Source organism: Vibrio sp. J502 (assembly GCF_025397955.1).
Taxonomy (GTDB): domain Bacteria; phylum Pseudomonadota; class Gammaproteobacteria; order Enterobacterales; family Vibrionaceae; genus Vibrio; species Vibrio anguillarum.
Genome location: NZ_CP104555.1, coordinates 623,160 through 642,084 on the forward strand (window position 1 = coordinate 623,160; position 18,925 = coordinate 642,084).

Sequence of the window (18,925 nt, forward strand, 5' to 3'; positions counted from 1 at the left end):
ATCCTATAACGACACTCGCTATAGCCATTTTACTTGAAGTTATGGTGGTGCTAATTGCACTTGTCCATTGCTCTCGGCCGACATTTGGTCGATTTTTCAAGTGATTTGGATATAGAAAATAAGAATGAAAATAAGAAAATAACAGGGAGGATTATCCTCCCTGTATCAAGGGTGTTATAGATTAGAGACTTGGTTTCGTTTCCAGTATCTGGCCCGTAGGAGCATCAATATCCGTTACTTTCTTGGCATTCCATACCGTAGTCGCAAGCAGTAAAGAAATCACGCCAGCGGCCAACCAGAAATATTGTGCTTGAGTAAAGTCATATTTGGTTACGCCATCCACTTCCGTCATTTTAATCAATGATGAAGACACCAGTTCTTGAGCCGAAGCGGCTAAGTAAGAGAACAAACCAATAAAGCCCTTTACGGCACCGACGGCATTTTTAGGCATTAAGTCACAAGCCGTTAGGCCAGCAAGAAATACGACAAGCCCGCCAATCGCAAAGCCAATTAAGCCTAGAGCAACAGCATCTACCATACGGTTATCGGGGCCGAAGAACATCAAGCACATACCTGCAATGTTGGCAAATCCGTAAAGTAGCGTTGGGATATGACGGTTAGCGTTGAATACTTTATCTGAAATGATACCAGACAAAATAGCGCCCGCGAGGCCTGCAATAGGGTAAGTGGACATTGCAAAACCAGCATCAATCAGTGAATAGCCTTTGGTTTCTTGTAGGTATAACACCGCCCAAGAAGACATCGCATAGCGAGAGATATACATCGCGGCACAAGCAGCGGCAATCAGCCAGACAGTCGGCTGCTTCAAAATGAACAGTTGAGCGCGACGTGTTTCTTTTGGATCGTTGGCTTTTTTGAACTCGGGCTCTTCACCAAATGCTGTTGCAACATCAGGTAAACCATAGGTTTGTGGACGATCTTTCAGTACAAAGAACATAATCAATGCAGCGATGATGGCAGCAATGCCCGCACCGATGAAACCTGCTTGCCAACCTAAATAACTCACTAGCGTTGCTGTTAGAATCCAAGTGATGCCTTCGCCGATATTTCGAGATCCTCCCCAAATTGAATAACGGCTTCCGCGTTGTTTAGGTGAGAACCATTGGAAAAGCGAGACGCAAGAAGGCGCAGAACCCACCGATTGGAACCAACCATTGACGGCCCAAAGTAACACAAAGAAGAATGCCGTGGTGTTCAACCCCATGAATATGGCAGTGGCACCGGAAAGCAGTAGTGAGAACGACATAAATCGGCCGATGTTGGCGTAGTCAGAAAGGAAACCGTTCGAAAACTTACCAAATGCGTAGGTGAAGAAGAAGGCTGATCCCATGATCCCGAGTTCTTCTATCGATACGATGCCCGCATCAAGCATCGGTTTTTTAACGACGCCTAAACTCATACGAACCACATAGAACATGGCGTATCCAAAGACTAAGCCTAAGAATACTTGCCATTGAAAACTTTTGAAACGCGATTGCATTGCGCCCTCAGAGCTATCCGATAGCGGTAGATCTGGGCGAGTTTTAAAAAAGTTAAGCATGGAGCTCTCCATTCATCAAATACTAAATAGGGTTATTACTAAATAGGGTTGTTTCGTTGTCGGAATGCATCTTCAAACAAATGGGTATGGGGCTCAAAAGTGCCAATTTGAGGCAGAAATGACTCAAATTGAGAGTGTGAATGGGTCAAAAATGGGAATTCTGCGAAGGGTAAATTATGTTTTGCTGATAAAATTGAAATTGTAATACGCTGTTTTGCGTCATAACTGACACAAATGTTTAATAATTTATTTTTAGCTAAACGGTAGAGTTTTGAGTGAACGCACAATTTTTAGGGTTTTATGATTTAAAAGCGGTTTTCCGTTCTTGTACCTTATTACGCTGGTGCAAATGGATGGTGCTACTAGGATCGATAGCGGCGGCTATCAATACCGCTTATGCAAAAGAGAATGAGTTAGTCATACTGACTACATTTTCACGTGAACCCTTGCTACCTCTTATTGAAGAGTTCAGCAAACAGTATCAAGGGGTTGATGTGCAAGTTGTCCACCGTAGAGCACAATCGAGTATTCAACTGCTTAATAAAAGCTATATCCAGAATATTGATGTAGTGCTGAGCTCATCGCCTTTTTTAATGCAGCATTTAGCAAATAGCAATAAGCTCGCAACCTTACCTGTCCATTTGCAACCACCAGAATGGTTAAAACCCTACATGTTACCGCCAACTGATAAAGTCGTGACGATAGGCTATTCTGGCGCTGGTTTGGTATGGAATCGTGACTATCTCAGCTTACATCATTTACCGACGCCTACGTCGTTCACCGATCTGGCTAATTTTATCTATTTTGACCACATCACGATGAGTACCCCAACACGTTCGGGTACTACTCAGTTAATGGTCGAGAGCATTCTTGCTAAATATGGTTGGCAACAAGGGTGGCGGATTTTACTGAACGTGGGGGCAAATTTAGGGACAATTTCCTCACGCAGTTTTGGTGTGAGTGATTATGTAGCCAAAGGGCAATTTGGGATAGGCCCAACGATTGATAGCTATGCCAGCATATTAGAACGAAAATTTGAGCACGTTCAATTTCGCTATGATGAAAGTTTTACCCTAATGCCCACATACGTCGCCCAAGTGAGCCTGCGTGAAAATGATCAATATGCGAAGGCATTCATCGATTTATTGATGTCAAAATCGGTACAAACGAATATGGATAGCAATGATTTTTCTAAACATGCGATAAACGATAAATCCCTGTTTAATGAGGCATATACACAGTTGTCCATGGCATCCATTACACATCGTGAGGAGTTAGTTAACTTATTGTTTGAAATTGCGATTACCAAACGCTTACCTCAGTTAAAAGACACTTGGCTCGCAATCAATCATGCTAAAACCAAGTACGCACACAATGAACCCGCTCTGAAGCTCATTGAAAATATTGAAACTCGAGTGTTCTCTTTACCTGTGACCGAAACAGAGTTAGCCGTGGTATATCAGTCATGGCAAAAAATCAGTGTTGATGAGGCGCAGTATGAGACACACTCCGCCGCCATTTCTATGCAAGTAGCGGAGCTGACGCATCGTTGGAAGATGCAGTTGACATTAACCTTAGAAGAAGCTTTGTCCGATCTAAAAAACTTGGACCGGGTCGATACGCCATGATTTTTCCGAAATACAACACGATTGGCGCGAGACTGGTTTTAGCCTTTGCTTGTAGTACCTTGCTGTTGACGATTGTCAGCATCGTCGCATGGGGAACATGGAATAGTTTAGATAATCAAGTGAGCGAGCTGCTTGATAAAAGTGTTCCTAAATATAATGCCAGTTATCTGCTCGAAAGCAGTAGTTCGGAAATTAAAAGACGGATCGAAATCATCTCAAATACGCGTAACAAAGTTGAGTTGGATGAGCAACGGCAACGTTTGGATAACAATTTAACGACGATCAGCAAAATATTAAGCGAGATTGAATTGAACAGCGAGCAGCAACGGCTGCTTGCTGGGTATCAACGGCTACGTAATCTTAGTGAGCAATTTGGTCTTCTGGTCGGGCAACGGATTGATCAAAGTCGTCAAATTGAGTTACTTCAAGAGCAGATCCAATGGCTACATCAAGATATTGGTTCTGAGTTGACCCCGCTGCGCCAAGAAATACAGTGGCAGCTAGAGCGTAAAATGAAAGGCAATGAAAGCGACATGCTGTTTGCGAGTTTAGGGGCTGTCCAGTCTATCCTAGATGGTGAGGCTCAAACGTTTATGTTCGCAAAAGAGCTCATCCAATCTAAGCATATTAGCCAAGTGAATAATGGCATGAAAGTACTACAGTACCGCCTTGAAGAACTGTACGCACAGAGTGCGCCGATTTTTTCACAACCTGCAACCATCGCCTATCAACAATTACTCAGTGAGCTAATGGATGTATTGAGTTTGAATGGCTCTTTCCATCAAAACTTACGTTCTATGGTGCGTTTAAATGCCCAGCTTGATGATATTCGAGCTGAAGTTCAGCAACAGCTTCTCCACCAACATACTGATATTGCGATGTTGGTCGCCAACGCCGATGAGTCGTTTGTTCAAGCGAAAAAAGAGACCACGGAACTGGTTTCTCATGGTAACCGTATTCTGTTTGTCTGCTTTAGCTTATCGATCATTATCAGTTTGTTTTTGACTTACTATTTCATCAATCGTCGGATTGTGGGCCGACTTAACCGCCTTAGCGACAGTTTAGATGCCATCATTCATAATGATCTTTCACACCCTATTGTGGTAGACGGCAGAGATGAAATTGGCCGGATCAGTGAAAAATTGGTTCAGTATGGTAAAAAAGTGGAGGAAATGGACCGAACCAACGCACTGAGTTTGATTAACAATACGCAAGCGAGTTTAATCACTTGTGATTTGGATGGTTATATTGAATCGGCTAACTTAAGCGCTCGTGTTCGCTTGAATATAGACCAGAATGAGGACCCGAAAGCCTTTTGGCTCTGTTTTTCAACGTCAACTCAATCGCAGTTGCAAGCACTGTTTAACCCAGAGGCTAAGTTGATCGAAAATGGTGCAGATGTCATTACGTTATCGTTAGGCGATGTAAATAAACCTTATTACTTGCGCTTGTATTTACGTAAGTATACCCACGGTTTAAGCGATAAAGTTATCATCACGATTACGGATGTTACCGATCAAGAGCACGCTAATCGATTATTAGAAGAGCGAGTTCGAGCAAAAACTCATTCATTACGTGAAAAAAATCATCAGTTACTCGCTGAAATTGAGCAGCACCACCGGACCGAAAACCATCTTAAAAAAACACAAAGTGAGTTAGTACAAGCCGCTAAAATGGCGGTGGTCGGGCAAACGATGACCAGTTTAGCGCACGAATTGAATCAACCATTAAGCGCGATGTCGACTTATCTCTATAGCGTAAACCTTGCTTTAGAGCAGAAGAAAACAGAGCAAATCAGACATTCCATCGATCATATTGAACATTTAACAGAGCGAATGGGCAAAATCATCAATGGGTTACGTCATTTTTCTCGTAAAAGTAGCAGTGATGAAACCCTTACCCCTGTCTTGATTACTGATGTTATCGGTCAGGCTATGTTGTTGGTTGAAACGAAAGCGAAACGTCAACAAATAGTATTGCAAAGCCATATTCATCAACCAATTCAAGTCATTGCAGATCAAATCGGCTTGGAACAGGTATTGATTAATTTGTTGGTAAATGGCTGTGAAGCGGTTGTGGGATGTGGGCACAAAAAAGTTGACGTGATATTGCTGTCGAGTACGCCAACGCATCACGTTGTTGCAGTATGCGATTCAGGGGCTGGATTTGCTCATGATGTCGTTGAAAAACTCTTTACGCCCTTTACCACGACCAAAGAAGTAGGGTTGGGCTTAGGGCTGAATATTTGCCGCTCGCTCATAGGAAAAATAAAGGGTCAAATTTATCTTGCCTCGACAGTCAGTCGAGGTGCAATGGTCGTGCTGGAGTTGCCTTATGAATCATAATTATTCTGTTTTATTGATTGATGATGACCAAGATGTCCTTGACTCATATTCGCATCTTATGTCGATAGCTAATTTGCCGTCAAAAGCACTTCTTAACCCCACCAAAGCGTGTGAGTTTATCCATTCTGATTGGGCTGGAGTGATATTGCTTGATGTCTATATGCCACAAATGAACGGCATTGAATTGCTTAAAGCGATTAAATCGATTGATGAGCATATTCCTGTGATTGTCATTACTGGCCACGGAGACATTCCTATGGCGGTAGAGGCGGTCAAAATAGGGGCATGCGATTTTCTTGAAAAGCCAATCAATCCTGCGGAGTTATTGAGCTTAGTGAAGAAAAATCTCGATATTCGTCGTCATTTTATACAACAAAAAACGGCTATGGCCAACTCAATCAAATGCGAACTCATCGGAAAATCCGCTCAAATGGGGCAAATTCGCCACCATATTGCTCAGTATTCAATGCTCAACAGTCATGTTGTTATTTGTGGAGAATCGGGTGTTGGGCGGCATACTATTGCATATCTCATTCACCAACTGACACAGGGTAATCATGCTTCATCGCTGGTGGAATTAACCGTTTCATCAGCGACCACGCTCGCACAGATTGAACAAAAATTAGATGCAAGTGAAAACGGTACATTGCTAATAGACCACATCGAATTACTTTCTGAAGAATTGCAGCGTTATTTGACTCAGAGGATGCTTAACCAAGAACGCCTAAGCAAAGCTCGAACGCGCGTTATTGCTATTTTAGGTACGGAACCTGAGGCCTTGATTACGGCTAATCGGTTGCAGCCAGAACTCTATTATTTGCTAAACCAAGGCGTGATAGAGGTGCCTGTACTTCGACATCGTCCCGATGATATCGCTACTTTGTTCCATTATTTTCTCAAGCAGAGTTGTAATAAATTGGCGAAACCTTTGCCAGCGGTAGAACTGAGTTATTTGTCGCTACTGCGTGCACATCAATGGCCGGGAAATGTACGAGAGCTGAGAAATGTAGCTGAATTATATGCGATAGGTATTGTAAAACTGACGGGAAAAGAGCGTTTGTACAATCAGTCTGATCTTTTATCACCGCTTGATGAATTGGTGGATGATTACGAAAAGCAAATTATTGAAGATGCATTATTTCTCCATTCTGGTCGCGTCGCTGATGCCGCAAATTATCTGCAAGTACCGCGTAAAAAGCTCTACTTACGAATGAAAAAACATGGTTTAGAAAAGGATGACTTTAAAAGTCGTTATTAGTTTTTCAATTTTAGGTGGTGGATCAGTTTGATAATGCTGGCATGGTAATGAAAGGCCGCTACATAAAGTATCCAATACAAAAAAAGTACAAAAAAAGCAGCGCCCAATTGCGCTGCTTGATGTAGCTGAATCTATGCTATTGGAATGTTGAAATCACTACTCACTCGTCTAAAAAATGAGGCTAAATGATAGCTTGTTCCAAAATTTCCCGTGATTTTTCAAGCGTGATGGCTTGCTGTTCACCCAAAACAAGCATTCCATGTGCGTTCAGTTGAGCGATAACTGCGTCTATGGCCGCTTGCTTGCTACTGTTATGATCCGCAAATTGAGTTGGAACATTCAAGCTGTGGTAGAAGGCTTCAATCGCATCGATTGTGCGTAAGGCAAGATCGCTAGTTTGATTGAGTCCAAAGACATTTTTGCCCATTTGCTCAAGTTTAGCGCGTTTGTTCTCAAGTTGATTGCGCAGTAGGGAAGGCTGCACAATCGCTAGCGAACGGGCGTGATCAACATGCCATAATGCGGTGAACTCGTGACCAATCATATGAGTCGCCCAATCTTGTGGAACGCCAGTACCAATCAGGCCATTTAGTGCTTGGTTCGCTGTCCACATCAGGTTTGCTCGCCATCCATCATTATCACGCTGGTCATATTGTTGACCCAATACCAGCAAGTTTTTAAGTAAAGTTTCGGCATAGCCGTCTTGAACCATTGCATTGGTTGGCAAGGTTAAATATTGCTCACAGACGTGTACCCAAGCATCAACAATACCGTTGATCAACTGGCGCTCAGGCAGTGATTTCATTACATCTGGATCAAGCACTGCGAACTTAGGCTGTACCGCTGGAGCCATAAAGGCCAGTTTGTCTTGTGTTTGTGCTTTGGTAATGACCGCGCCCATGTTGGATTCAGAACCGGTTGCTGGCAGAGTCAGAATTGCACCGATAGGCGTAGCTTCAGTAACTTGATGTTTACCCACCATGATGTCCCAGCCATCCCCATCATACTTAGCCGCCGCGGCAACGTATTTTGAACCATCGATAACCGAACCACCACCCACGGCAAGAATAAAGTCGATGTCCTGTTCTTTGACGATAGCAACCGCTTTATCTAAGGTTTCTTTGGTTGGGTTTGCTTCTACACCTGAAAACTCGACCCATTGGTGGTCAGTGAGTGCACTCACGACTTGGTCATAAACACCATTTTTTTTGATCGAACCGCCACCGTAGATCACCAGCACTTTTTGGTCAGTTGGAATCGCCTGACTGATCGCAGAGATTTGGCCTTGGCCGAAGTGAATTAGAGTAGGGTTAACATAAGTAAATTTCATTATTCTCACCTTTGCTTATAGAAAAGGAGGCGGCGCCTCCAAGGCAGTGTTTACGATGTGCATATTAGTATTAATTATCCAGTCAATATAGACCAATTTCTCGAAATTAATTGCCTAATTCTCTAATTGTCGTATTCTTCCTTCAATTTTGATAAGGGAGCATTATGAGTAAACTGGCGCAACTGATGCAGCAATACATTGAAAAACAATCTTTAGATCATTTGGAAGGTATTCACCAAACGGCAGTGCCGGGCGTATTGTTTTATCGCAGCAGCCGCGGTAATGGTAGACAGCCCCTTGTGTATCAATCCGGTATCATATTGTTGGGGCAAGGACATAAACGCATTCATATTGGTAGCCAACCCGTAAATTATGGCCCCAATGATTACTTGGTTGTTGGGGTACCTTTACCACTTGAGTGCGAAGCTTTTGCGTCAGAAAGTGAACCGTTATTGGGCTTGACTATTAATATCGATCACTCACTTCTCCTTAAACAGGTTGATCGACTTGAGGCTTCTGGTTTTTTATCTGATTGCATAGACAAATCAAAATGCGGGCTGAAATCAGTAGAAATGGGCGCAAAGATGCAAGCAAGTGCGATTCGTTTGATGTCTGCATTGGTTGATGATCTTGAAGCTAAAGTGCTTGGCGAAAGCTTAGTCGAGGAGATTGTGTTTCGGGCATTAACCAGCGAGCACGGTTATGTGCTTTTTGATCTCGCTCATCAAGAAGGACACTACGCCCGGATAGCCAAAGCGTTGAGTAAAGTACATCAAGAATATGATCAGTCCATTACCGTTCAGTTACTCGCCGAAGAAGCCAATATGAGTGTTTCGGCGTTTCACCACGCCTTTAGGCTGGTGACGTTAGAATCTCCTTTACAATATTTAAAAAAAGTCAGGCTTAACAGAGCGAAAGAGCTGATTCGTGTGGAAGGCAAGCGTGTGAACGATGCCGCTCGTTTAGTTGGTTATGCCAGCGCATCTCAGTTTAGTCGAGAATATAAGCGACATTTTAATGAAACCCCAAGAGGAGTACAGCGTTAGAAATAGCGCATAAAGTTAAACTCTACATTTTTGTAACAATTAGTGTTGTTGCATGTTTTTTGCTCTTTTTGATGGTGTGTAAGTTAAATAACCGGCAGGCAGTCCGTATATTGTTCTGATTTCGGCGCTTTTTTTAGAATCGGAAAATTAACCAATAATTAGTTGTTGATGCAAAATAACGATGTCTCTTTTGCAGAAATAGTGCAACTTGTTGCGAGTGATTTTTGATATTTGAACAAATTGAGGTGCTTATTTATCGCTCTGTCCTACAGTTGTTTCACGTGAGAATTAAAGTCTGGTTTCTTCTTGATACGAGGCTTTTTATAGTGAAACAATAACTTAAGGAATGAGCAGCTATGCATTTAAACAACAGGACAGTGGCAAAGGGTGTTTTTACACTGAGCACTTTAACGGCCTCTTGCTTGATGGCTTTTAACAGCTATGCAGCCGTTGATTGCACGACACTAAGCCCTTGGGAATCGTCAAAAGTTTATACTGGCGGTAACAAGGTTCAGCACAGTGGTACCGCCTACCAAGCCAACTATTGGACTCAAGGTAACGATCCAGCCAACTTTTCTGGTGATTATGCCCAGTGGAAAGTGTTGGATGTTTGCGCCACTTCCGGTGGTGAGAACCAGCTACCGACCGCGAATCTCTCTTCACCTTCCGCAGCAGATGTGATTGCTGTCGGTGATACCGTAATATTAAGTGCGAACGCAACCGATAGTGACGGCAGCGTTGCTCGAGTCGAGTTTTCTGTCGATGGTGCAATTGTGGGTATAGTCACCACGGCACCTTATAAAGCCACGTGGGTCGCAACCGCTGGTCAGCATGAATTCAGTGTTGTAGCCATCGATGATAAAGGTGATGCCAGCGTGAAAAGTGCAACGACCTTAACGGTGAAAGAGGCACAGCAACCAGGCAATCAGGCTCCAACCGTTGATATTACGCTCTCTGCGGTTTCCGTTGACGTGGGGGCTTTAGTCACCTTAACCGCAAACGCTGCTGATACTGATGGAAGCGTCGATAAAGTTGATTTCTTCGTTGCGGGAACGCTGGTTGGAACGGCTGTTAGTGCTCCGTATACCTTAGAATACACTGCGACAAAAGCGGGTAACTTGGCGGTGTTTGCACGCGCCACTGATAACCTTGGTGCGACGACAGATTCCACGTTAGCGACTTTAACAGTCAGTGGCGCGCCAATAGCTAATAATTGTCGTCCTGATGGTTTATATCAAACCGAAGGTGTGAATGTACCTTATTGCACCGTTTATGATGCGGAAGGTCGTGAGATCATGGGGGCGGATCATCCACGTCGTGTGATCGGTTATTTCACCAGTTGGCGTGCGGGTGATGATCCGCAATCGGCTTACCTTGTAAAAGACATCCCGTGGGAGCAGCTCACGCACATTAACTATGCCTTCGTCAGCATAGGTTCCGATGGCAAAGTGAATGTGGGCGATGTGAACGATCCCAATAATGCGGCAGTGGGCAAAGAGTGGCCAGGGGTTGAGATTGATCCTGCATTAGGCTTTAAAGGTCATTTTGGTGCGTTGGCAACAGCGAAGAAAAAATTTGATGTTAAGACCTTAATTTCTATCGGAGGCTGGGCTGAAACTGGCGGGCACTTTGATACGGCAGGCAACCGTGTCGCCGATGGTGGTTTTTATACGATGACAACCAACGCTGATGGCTCTATTAACCACGTTGGTATTGAAAAATTTGCAACATCGGCTGTTGAAATGATTCGTAAATATCAATTCGATGGTGTCGATATCGACTATGAATATCCAACCTCAATGGCGGGCGCAGGTAATCCAGATGATAAAGCGATTATGGAACCTCGCCGTGCTTATTTATGGGCGTCGTACCAAGAGTTAATGAAGGTACTACGTCAGAAGCTTGATCAAGCATCGGCACAAGATGGTCACCATTACATGCTGACGATTGCAGCACCGTCTTCTGGTTATCTATTGCGTGGTATGGAGACGTTTGATGTCACTCAGTATCTTGATTATGTGAACATCATGTCTTATGACTTACACGGCGCATGGAATGATCACGTGGGTCACAACGCGGCTTTGTATGACACTGGTAAAGATTCAGAGTTAGCACAGTGGAACGTATATGGTACGGCTCAATACGGTGGTATTGGTTATCTCAACACTGACTGGGCTTATCATTATTTCCGCGGTTCTATGCCCGCAGGGCGCATCAACATCGGCGTTCCTTACTACACGCGCGGCTGGCAAGGTGTCACGGGTGGAGAGAATGGTTTATGGGGGCGAGCGGCATTACCTAACCAAGCTGAATGTGCTCCGGGCACTGGTGAGGGTGAGAAAAACAACTGTGGCCACGGCGCGGTGGGTATTGACAACATGTGGCACGACACCGATCCGAAAGGAAACGAGATGGGTGCAGGTTCAAACCCAATGTGGCATGCCAAAAACCTAGAGAAGGGAATTTGGGGCTCTTACGCCCAGGCTTATAATCTTGATCCAGTGAATGAACCTGCCGATCAACTTGTCGGTCTTTACCAACGTCACTATGACAGCGTTGCCGTCGCGCCTTGGCTGTGGAATGCCGATAAAGGGGTGTTCTTATCAACTGAAGATAAAGAGTCTATCAACACCAAAGCCGATTATGTCATCGATAAAGAGATCGGCGGCATCATGTTTTGGGAGTTAGCAGGCGATTATAACTGTTATGTATTGGACGCTAATGGTCAACGCACTCAAGTGGATTCAACAGAGCAAGCTTGTGCAAGCGGAAATGGCGAATACCACATGGGTAATACCATGACGAAAGCAATTTATGACAAGTTTAAGTCGGCAACGCCTTATGGCAATACGCTTGCAACAGGAACGATTGCCAGTGAAACCGTAGACATCGCGGTCTCCGTTGGTGGATTTAAGGTGGGTGATCAAAACTACCCAATCAATCCTAAAATCAGCTTTACTAACAACACAGGTCAAGAGATCCCTGGTGGTACTGAGTTCCAGTTTGATATCCCCGTATCTGCACCTGATAATGCTAAAGACCAATCTGGTGGTGGTTTGAAGGTGATTGCTTCTGGCCATACTCGCGCCAACAACGTCGGTGGTTTAGACGGCGTCATGCACCGCGTAGCGTTTAGCTTACCTAATTGGAAAGCTCTGCCCGCAGGCGGCGTGTATGAACTGGATATGGTTTACTATCTGCCTATTTCTGGGCCTGCAAATTACAGCGTAAACATTAATGGTGTCGATTACGCCTTCAAGTTTGAACAACCGGATCTTCCACTTGCTGACCTATCTTCTGGTGGAGATACTGGCGGTGGCGATACCGGTGGTACCACGAATCCTAGCAATGTCATTACTTGGGTTCCCGGATCCACACAGGTGAAAACTGGCGATGTTGTGACTTACAACGGGAAATGTTTTATTGCCAAAAACAACCCCGGCGTTTGGGAGTCACCGACTCAGTCAAATTGGTTTTGGGATGCAACAACGTGCCCATAACCGAGCGTGATTAATCGGTATGTTTTGAACTCAGTGTAAAGTAAGAAGCCTTAGCGTGTGCTAAGGCTTCATTTTAATGAGGGATAAATTGAGTGGGCAAAAAAATATAGGTTTAGAATTGATAACTTTCGGGTACCACAACAATGCCATTTTCTGAAATACGAAAACGCTGGGCATCTTCAACTGGGTTTAAGCCAATTTGAGTATGTGGAGGGATTTTTACATGTTTATCAATAATACACCTTATGAGCTGACACCCTGCGCCGACTTCAACATCATCAAATAAAATGCTATCGACCACTGTTGCACCATCATCAATTCTGACGTTTGAAGAAATAATGGAGTGTTGTACAGAACCTCCAGAGTTAATCACACCGTTTGAAATAATCGAATTAATGAATATACCTTCGTTACCTGTTGCAGAAGAAACCGTGCGCGCAGGTGGGTATTGCGCTTCGTATGTTCGAATGGCCCAGTTTTTTTGGTATAAGTTCATTGGTGGAACGGGTTCGAGTAAATCCATGTTAGCGTTATAAAAAGAATCAAGTGTTCCGACATCTCGCCAGTAACAATCTTTAGCGACTCGCCCCCGGTCACCGCAAAACTCATACGCATAAACAGCATGGCTTTCAATCAATTTGGGAATGATGTCATTGCCAAAATCGTGACTCGAGTTTTCCAGTTCAGCATCATTAATCAAAGCACTTTTTAATACTTCCATATCAAAAATGTAGATCCCCATAGAAACTAAGCTGCGATGCGGATTATTAGGCATGGAGGGTGGGTCACTTGGTTTTTCGATGAATGAGGTGATCTTGAAGTCATTATCCACATTCATCACGCCAAAGGCAGAAGCTTGTTCTCTTGGGACATCCATGCAGGCGATAGTCAGTGCAGCATTTTTTTGCTTATGAGCTTCGAGCATAGAGGCATAGTCCATCCGGTAGATATGATCACCAGATAAAACAACGACGTGTTTGGCATCACTGCGTGAAAGTAGCCACATATTGTGATAGATAGCGTCCGCCGTTCCTTCGTACCATTTTCCGCCTTTTCTCATCTGCGGGGGGATCACAGAAATGAATTCGCCGAGTTCTGGATTGAAAATAGACCAGCCATCACGTAAATGTTTTTGTAATGAATGAGATTTATATTGAGTCAGGACCAAAATCTTTCGCAGCCCTGAGTGTAGGCAGTTGGTGAGTGTAAAATCAATGATTCGATATTTTCCACCAAAAGGTACAGCAGGTTTTGCTCTGTCATCGGTTAGCGGAGATAGCCGCGAACCGACGCCACCTGCTAACACAACGGTTAGTGTTTCTTGCATCTTATTTCTCCCTAAATATGTGCAATCTATTTACCATATTAGAGAGTAGTACAAGTTTTAAGCCAAAAGTAAAAATGATAGCGAACAATACGTTACAAACTAAGTTTGCGATAATTGCACGAAAATAAACCCATTTTATTTCTCGATGCACTTAAATGGTACTAATTGTTAAGCAAATTCTTCCATCTCGACACTGGTCAATACCGAGACAAGATTACGCCCCGAAGCTTTTGACTCATACAATGCAATATCGGCCCGTTTATACACTTCTTCTGGTTTTTCTGTAATGTCAGTGATGCCACCGCTGATCGACACTTCTAAACGATGATTTAAGTGAACGGCTACTCGTAAACGGTGCATGACCAACTCAGCTTCTGCCAGTGGTGTATGAGGCATAATGATGGCAAACTCTTCGCCTCCGATGCGAGCTAAAAAGTCCGTTTCTCTTAGGTGCTCACTTAATTGTGTTGCGACAGAACGAATGATCTTATCGCCTTCTGCGTGGCCTAATTTATCATTAATGCGTTTAAAATGGTCGATATCAATAATCGCTAAGCACGACTGCACTTGAGCTTGGTAACGTTTTACGCGTAAGCATTCGGAGCGCATTTCTTGATCAAATTTCCTGCGGTTCCAAATGTTGGTGAGCGCATCTTTCTCGCTGAGCTCACGCAGGCGATTTTCTAGCTCTTTGCGATGACTAATATCAACAAAGGAGGCCACATAAAACTGAATAATTCCGTCTGAATCACGGATGGTTTGAATACGTAAGATCTCGGTTTGCATTGAGCCATCTTTACGCTTATTAATGACTTCACCTTCCCATAACCCTTCGTCTTGCAGCACTTTCCACATATTCATGTAAAAAGCTTGATTGTGCTTACCGGAGGAAAAAACGGAAGGTTGTTTACCTCTTACCTCGGCTAAGGTGTAGCCGCTGATCCGGGTAAACTCATTGTTTACTTTGATAATGCGGTTATTACGATCGGTAATCACCATAGCTGACATACCATTCATCGCCGCCCTAGCCAGTTTGCTCTCGATACTGTTTTTATCGTGGTTTGCGTTCCAACGAATAAAACCGGCGGCAATCGTCATTACTAATAGCGCGATGCCAACCGCTTGAAAGCCAATTTTTAGCTCTGTGGCAGAAAGCAATTTATTGAGGGCATCACCATTTAATGACTGAATTAGGTAAATTGGCTCCATTTCTGGGAATATGGATTGCAAAGGAACTTGAGTAAAACTATACCAGCAGTTGTTATCCCATACCGTGCCAGAAGCTTGCTCTTGCATACTTTTCCAGAGTATAGGGGCGACACTGTTAATATTCAGCAGGTGGTATTTTGACGGGTTTTCTTGCTGAGATAAGATCTCATTTTCATGATGAATATACTGCCCCTTGAAACTGATGATGTCTGGGCGACTCAGTGAATTTAAACTCTGGTTAAATTTTTTGTACAATTGGGTTAAGTTAAGATTTGCTACAAAATAGCCTTGCCTTTTTCCATCAAAATCTATTGGTGCAATAATCCTAAATACTGCGGTTATCTGGGAAGCAGTACCATAATTTTCTTCTTCTCTTTCACTATCAACACCGAAGATCCCAATTTGGTTTGGGGAAAGGTTTTGCGCATACTGAAAATAGTCTCGGTGCAATTTGTTTTTTAGTGGTGATCTTGGCACTGCTTCTGTTGATCCATTACTCTGATTCACGCGAATTAATTCGTTACCCGCTATATCAAAAAGCCTGAGCCGAGAATAAAGGGTTTGAATACGAGCTGCTAATAACCAAAACGCCTGTACCGCTTCGATATTTTCGGTGGAGGGAAGACGTAATGCGCTGTACAACATGGTGTTGTTTGACAATATTTGAGTTGAATTGTAAACGTCATTAAACGCAGTAAGCAGTTCGTGCTTATTGTATTCGAGTTGAGCATGGCTTTTTTGTTCGATCATTTGCACAGTTTGTTCGTGAGCTTTGTCGAATTCTTTGACGAAATAAAGAAAGGGCACAACCCCAAGCACGACACTAACAAATAGCCATTGAGCTAAGTATTTATAGAAAGAGCGAAACATAGCGGCACATATAAGTTATTGAGTGCATAGTATATCGCTGATATATGAGAAGTCGCTTCCAAATATCTGATATCGTGGAGTACATCAAATTTGTGGGGTAATTCTGTTGATACAAAGAGTAAAAAGAAGCGCACAAGTAGCGAAGAAGCATCATGCGCTTAAGCCTGAAGGCCGCTTTACGTTTTTAGAACTGAAAACGAACATTCATGACGATCTGTGGGCCGTAAACGCCGTTGTTTTTGGTTTCAGCTCCTAACGATAATTGTTCGGTAGAGTGAAAACGTAATCCAGCGCAAAATACCGAGTGTTCATCGTTCTTACCCAGTTTAATATTGGCTTCAATTTGGCTCGATAACCAGATCCGGCTGCCAATATTAAACTCCAACTGGGTTTCGCTTTTGCCACCCTGTTCATCGGTAGGTCTAATGTGGTGAACAAGCATTTGTCCGTAGACATCAGCAAATTGGTTTATTGGACCGTTAAAGCCAATTCCGCCAGCGGCATCCCAATCTCCGTCAAATCTCGAATCGTAACGAGCGACCAGGTGTGTGTTATCGGTTAAATAAGTACTAAATTCTGCACCTGAGGATTCAGGGCTGATAGCGGTTCTGACTTCAAAGAAGTTATAATTAAAATTGTTAGCTTGCGCAGAGAAAGAAAGAACGCATGACAAACCGACTAGGCCTAGTGAGTACGCTTTTTTATACATGTACGCTTCGTCCTGAAAAGATGAAAATTAAGCTGAATAAGATACAGCAATGGCCTGCAAATTACAGGCCATTTTCACAAAAAAATCCATCTTATTTTTTGTGTTTTACCATCAAGAGAGCAATAAACAGTAATGATTATAGAACTTGGATCTGATCCACTTCGATTTCAGGTGTCAGCCCTCCTTCATATTCGCCATAAAGGCGAACCTTAGTCTCGGCATTGAGTGGCGCTGTGAAGTGGATATCATCATCCAGTTCTACTTGAATCTCACCGTTGCCATCACTGAATACGAATGTGTCTTTTCTGATTTGACGAATCAACTTTCCTTCAACCACAATATGCTTTTCTGTAAACATATTGGTGTCTTTTAGCAACGATTCCACAGACGTAAGTTCGATAGGACCATTGTAATTGATGGCACTACTGTTTTGGTTATGGTTACCTGCAAAAGCGAAAACAGGAGCAATAATCATCGAAGCTGCTAGGGCTAGTGTTGTACGTTTCATTTTTAATTCCTCTATGGGTTTGTTGTTTTGATGAAGCGATTTAAACACTAAGATGTTGAACACACTCTGAGCGGAACATTAATATTCCATTCATTTTATTGAGTGAGTAGCAGCTGTGACGGTATGATTACCAGCAAACGCCTATCGTAGAGTTAATATGGAATCAACATTAAGGTCATTGATGGTGCAGGGCACCACTTCCGACGCTGGAAAAAGTGTGCTAGTTGCAGGCTTGTGCCGAGTGTTAGCACGTCGAGGAATAAAAGTAGCCCCTTTTAAGCCGCAAAACATGGCCCTCAATAGTGCGGTGACGGCCGATGGTGGCGAAATCGGGAGAGCGCAAGCTGTTCAGGCTCAAGCGTGTGGCGTTGAGCCATCGGTACACATGAACCCTGTATTACTCAAGCCAAATTCAGACACGGGTGCGCAGGTTATCCTGCAAGGCAGAGCGCTCTCTAATATGGAAGCAACGGGTTATCACGATTATAAGAAAGTCGCGATGAATACTGTGCTTGATTCCTACGCTCGGTTACAAGCCGAGTATCAAAGTGTCATGATTGAAGGGGCGGGAAGCCCGGCTGAAATTAACCTACGCGAAAACGACATTGCTAACATGGGGTTTGCTGAAGCGGCCGATGTACCTGTAATTATCATTGCCGATATTGATAGAGGCGGTGTATTTGCTCATCTGTATGGCACGTTAGCACTGCTTTCTGAATCGGAACAGCTACGTGTAAAAGGGTTTGTGATTAACCGCTTTCGAGGTGATATTGCGTTACTGCAATCTGGCCTTGATTGGTTAGAAGCAAAAACGGGTAAACCCGTCATTGGTGTGCTGCCTTATTTACATGGCTTTGATTTAGAAGCTGAAGATGCGATCACTCAAGCGCAAACCCTCAGCAGCAACAGTAAATTGAATATTGTGGTGCCAGTGTTAACTCGCATTAGTAACCATACTGATTTTGATGCGTTGCGTTTAAATCCTGATGTTGACTTACGTTATGTGGGAAAGGGTGAACGGATCGAAAATGCGGATCTGATTCTGCTTCCGGGCAGTAAATCTGTAAGGGACGATCTTGCGTATCTGCGCTCGCAAGGTTGGGATCAGGATATCAAACGTCACTTGCGTTTCGGAGGCAAAGTGATGGGCATTTGTGGTGGTTACCAAATGTTAGGTCGGGTAATTCGCGATCCACTCGGCGTTGAAGGTGAAGCGGGCGAAAGTGAAGGACTGGGGTTGTTGAACGTCAGTACAGAACTTACCGCTGAAAAAACGCTCAGGAATGTTCAAGGCGAGCTTATTTTACCGCAAGGTAAAGCGAAGGTCTCAGGCTATGAGATCCACGTTGGACGCACAACGCTCGATGATGCATCATCCTCAGCAATCATCACGTTAGACAATGGCAACCGTGACGGTTTATTAAGTGATTGCCAGCAAGTGTTGGGGACTTACATGCACGGAATTTTTGATAGTTTTCCTGCAACTGAGCTTATCTGTCGCTGGGCTGGTGCCGCTGATATAAGTTATTACGATCATGTGGCGCAAAAAGAACAAGCCATTAACCGCATTGCGGATGCGATTGAAGAGCATTTGAACTTGGCCTTATTATGGCCAGAATTAACGGAGCGTTAAC

At 43.6% G+C, this 18,925-nt stretch carries 12 protein-coding genes; 6 read left to right on the forward strand and 6 right to left on the reverse strand.

Features of this window, described 5'->3' with window-relative positions:
* Window positions 1-181: 181 nt before the first annotated feature.
* Complete coding sequence (locus N5E84_RS18445) at window positions 182-1,561, reverse strand: MFS transporter (RefSeq protein WP_026028333.1); 1,380 nt, start codon at window positions 1,559-1,561, stop codon at window positions 182-184.
* A 275-nt stretch (window positions 1,562-1,836) separates the two neighbouring features.
* On the opposite strand from N5E84_RS18445, the gene N5E84_RS18450 reads away from it, so the two are divergent.
* From N5E84_RS18450 to N5E84_RS18460, 3 genes are read left to right on the forward strand one after another with little or no spacing between them, the layout of a single operon-like run.
* Window positions 1,837-3,189, forward strand: a complete 1,353-nt coding sequence (locus N5E84_RS18450) for an ABC transporter substrate-binding protein (protein WP_019282221.1) — start codon at window positions 1,837-1,839, stop codon at window positions 3,187-3,189.
* Window positions 3,186-5,534, forward strand: a complete 2,349-nt coding sequence (locus tag N5E84_RS18455) for an ATP-binding protein (protein WP_019282220.1) — start codon at window positions 3,186-3,188, stop codon at window positions 5,532-5,534. Before N5E84_RS18450 ends, N5E84_RS18455 begins: the two co-directional genes overlap by 4 nt.
* Window positions 5,524-6,792: a sigma-54-dependent transcriptional regulator gene (locus N5E84_RS18460; RefSeq protein ID WP_019282219.1), complete on the forward strand. Its 1,269-nt coding sequence runs from the start codon at window positions 5,524-5,526 to the stop codon at window positions 6,790-6,792. Before N5E84_RS18455 ends, N5E84_RS18460 begins: the two co-directional genes overlap by 11 nt.
* A gap of 181 nt (window positions 6,793-6,973) precedes the next feature.
* On the opposite strand, the gene N5E84_RS18465 is transcribed toward N5E84_RS18460, so the two are convergent.
* Window positions 6,974-8,122: an iron-containing alcohol dehydrogenase gene (locus N5E84_RS18465; protein ID WP_026029117.1), complete on the reverse strand. Its 1,149-nt coding sequence runs from the start codon at window positions 8,120-8,122 to the stop codon at window positions 6,974-6,976.
* A 164-nt stretch (window positions 8,123-8,286) separates the two neighbouring features.
* Here N5E84_RS18465 and N5E84_RS18470 point away from each other — a divergent pair, with 164 nt between their 5' ends.
* Window positions 8,287-9,168 carry an AraC family transcriptional regulator gene (locus N5E84_RS18470; protein WP_017047225.1) on the forward strand — a complete coding sequence of 294 codons (882 nt, stop codon included), beginning with the start codon at window positions 8,287-8,289 and terminating at the stop codon, window positions 9,166-9,168.
* A gap of 356 nt (window positions 9,169-9,524) precedes the next feature.
* A complete protein-coding gene (locus N5E84_RS18475) occupies window positions 9,525-12,668 on the forward strand; it encodes a chitinase C-terminal domain-containing protein (RefSeq protein ID WP_019282218.1) in 3,144 nt (1,047 codons plus the stop codon).
* A gap of 112 nt (window positions 12,669-12,780) precedes the next feature.
* Here the strand turns inward: N5E84_RS18475 and glgC are convergent, their stop codons facing one another.
* The 4 genes from glgC to N5E84_RS18495 form a co-directional block, all read right to left on the reverse strand.
* On the reverse strand, window positions 12,781-13,995 hold the full coding sequence (gene glgC, locus N5E84_RS18480; RefSeq protein ID WP_019282217.1) for a glucose-1-phosphate adenylyltransferase: 1,215 nt from the start codon (window positions 13,993-13,995) through the stop codon (window positions 12,781-12,783).
* A gap of 168 nt (window positions 13,996-14,163) precedes the next feature.
* The gene (locus N5E84_RS18485; RefSeq protein WP_019282216.1) at window positions 14,164-16,074 is read right to left on the reverse strand and encodes a diguanylate cyclase; all 1,911 of its coding nucleotides are present in this window, start codon (window positions 16,072-16,074) and stop codon (window positions 14,164-14,166) included.
* A 184-nt stretch (window positions 16,075-16,258) separates the two neighbouring features.
* Window positions 16,259-16,783 (reverse strand): hypothetical protein, encoded by a 525-nt coding sequence (locus N5E84_RS18490; RefSeq protein ID WP_017046411.1) that lies wholly within the window; start codon window positions 16,781-16,783, stop codon window positions 16,259-16,261.
* A 136-nt stretch (window positions 16,784-16,919) separates the two neighbouring features.
* Entirely contained in the window at window positions 16,920-17,291 is a 372-nt protein-coding gene (locus N5E84_RS18495; protein ID WP_029388231.1) for a YgiW/YdeI family stress tolerance OB fold protein, read from the reverse strand.
* A 157-nt stretch (window positions 17,292-17,448) separates the two neighbouring features.
* On the opposite strand from N5E84_RS18495, the gene N5E84_RS18500 reads away from it, so the two are divergent.
* Window positions 17,449-18,924: a cobyric acid synthase gene (locus N5E84_RS18500; RefSeq protein WP_017042366.1), complete on the forward strand. Its 1,476-nt coding sequence runs from the start codon at window positions 17,449-17,451 to the stop codon at window positions 18,922-18,924.
* Window position 18,925 lies beyond the last annotated feature (1 nt).

Excerpts from the sequence above, each read along its gene's own strand:
- N5E84_RS18445 (WP_026028333.1), bottom strand. The coding sequence starts at position 1,561 with ATGCTTAACTTTTTTAAAACTCGCCCAGATCTACCGCTATCGGATAGC.
- N5E84_RS18455 (WP_019282220.1), top strand. The coding sequence starts at position 3,186 with ATGATTTTTCCGAAATACAACACGATTGGCGCGAGACTGGTTTTAGCC.
- N5E84_RS18460 (WP_019282219.1), top strand. The coding sequence starts at position 5,524 with ATGAATCATAATTATTCTGTTTTATTGATTGATGATGACCAAGATGTC.
- N5E84_RS18465 (WP_026029117.1), bottom strand. The coding sequence starts at position 8,122 with ATGAAATTTACTTATGTTAACCCTACTCTAATTCACTTCGGCCAAGGC.
- N5E84_RS18470 (WP_017047225.1), top strand. The coding sequence starts at position 8,287 with ATGAGTAAACTGGCGCAACTGATGCAGCAATACATTGAAAAACAATCT.
- N5E84_RS18475 (WP_019282218.1), top strand. The coding sequence starts at position 9,525 with ATGCATTTAAACAACAGGACAGTGGCAAAGGGTGTTTTTACACTGAGC.
- glgC (WP_019282217.1), bottom strand. The coding sequence starts at position 13,995 with ATGCAAGAAACACTAACCGTTGTGTTAGCAGGTGGCGTCGGTTCGCGG.
- N5E84_RS18485 (WP_019282216.1), bottom strand. The coding sequence starts at position 16,074 with ATGTTTCGCTCTTTCTATAAATACTTAGCTCAATGGCTATTTGTTAGT.
- N5E84_RS18490 (WP_017046411.1), bottom strand. The coding sequence starts at position 16,783 with ATGTATAAAAAAGCGTACTCACTAGGCCTAGTCGGTTTGTCATGCGTT.
- N5E84_RS18495 (WP_029388231.1), bottom strand. The coding sequence starts at position 17,291 with ATGAAACGTACAACACTAGCCCTAGCAGCTTCGATGATTATTGCTCCT.
- N5E84_RS18500 (WP_017042366.1), top strand. The coding sequence starts at position 17,449 with ATGGAATCAACATTAAGGTCATTGATGGTGCAGGGCACCACTTCCGAC.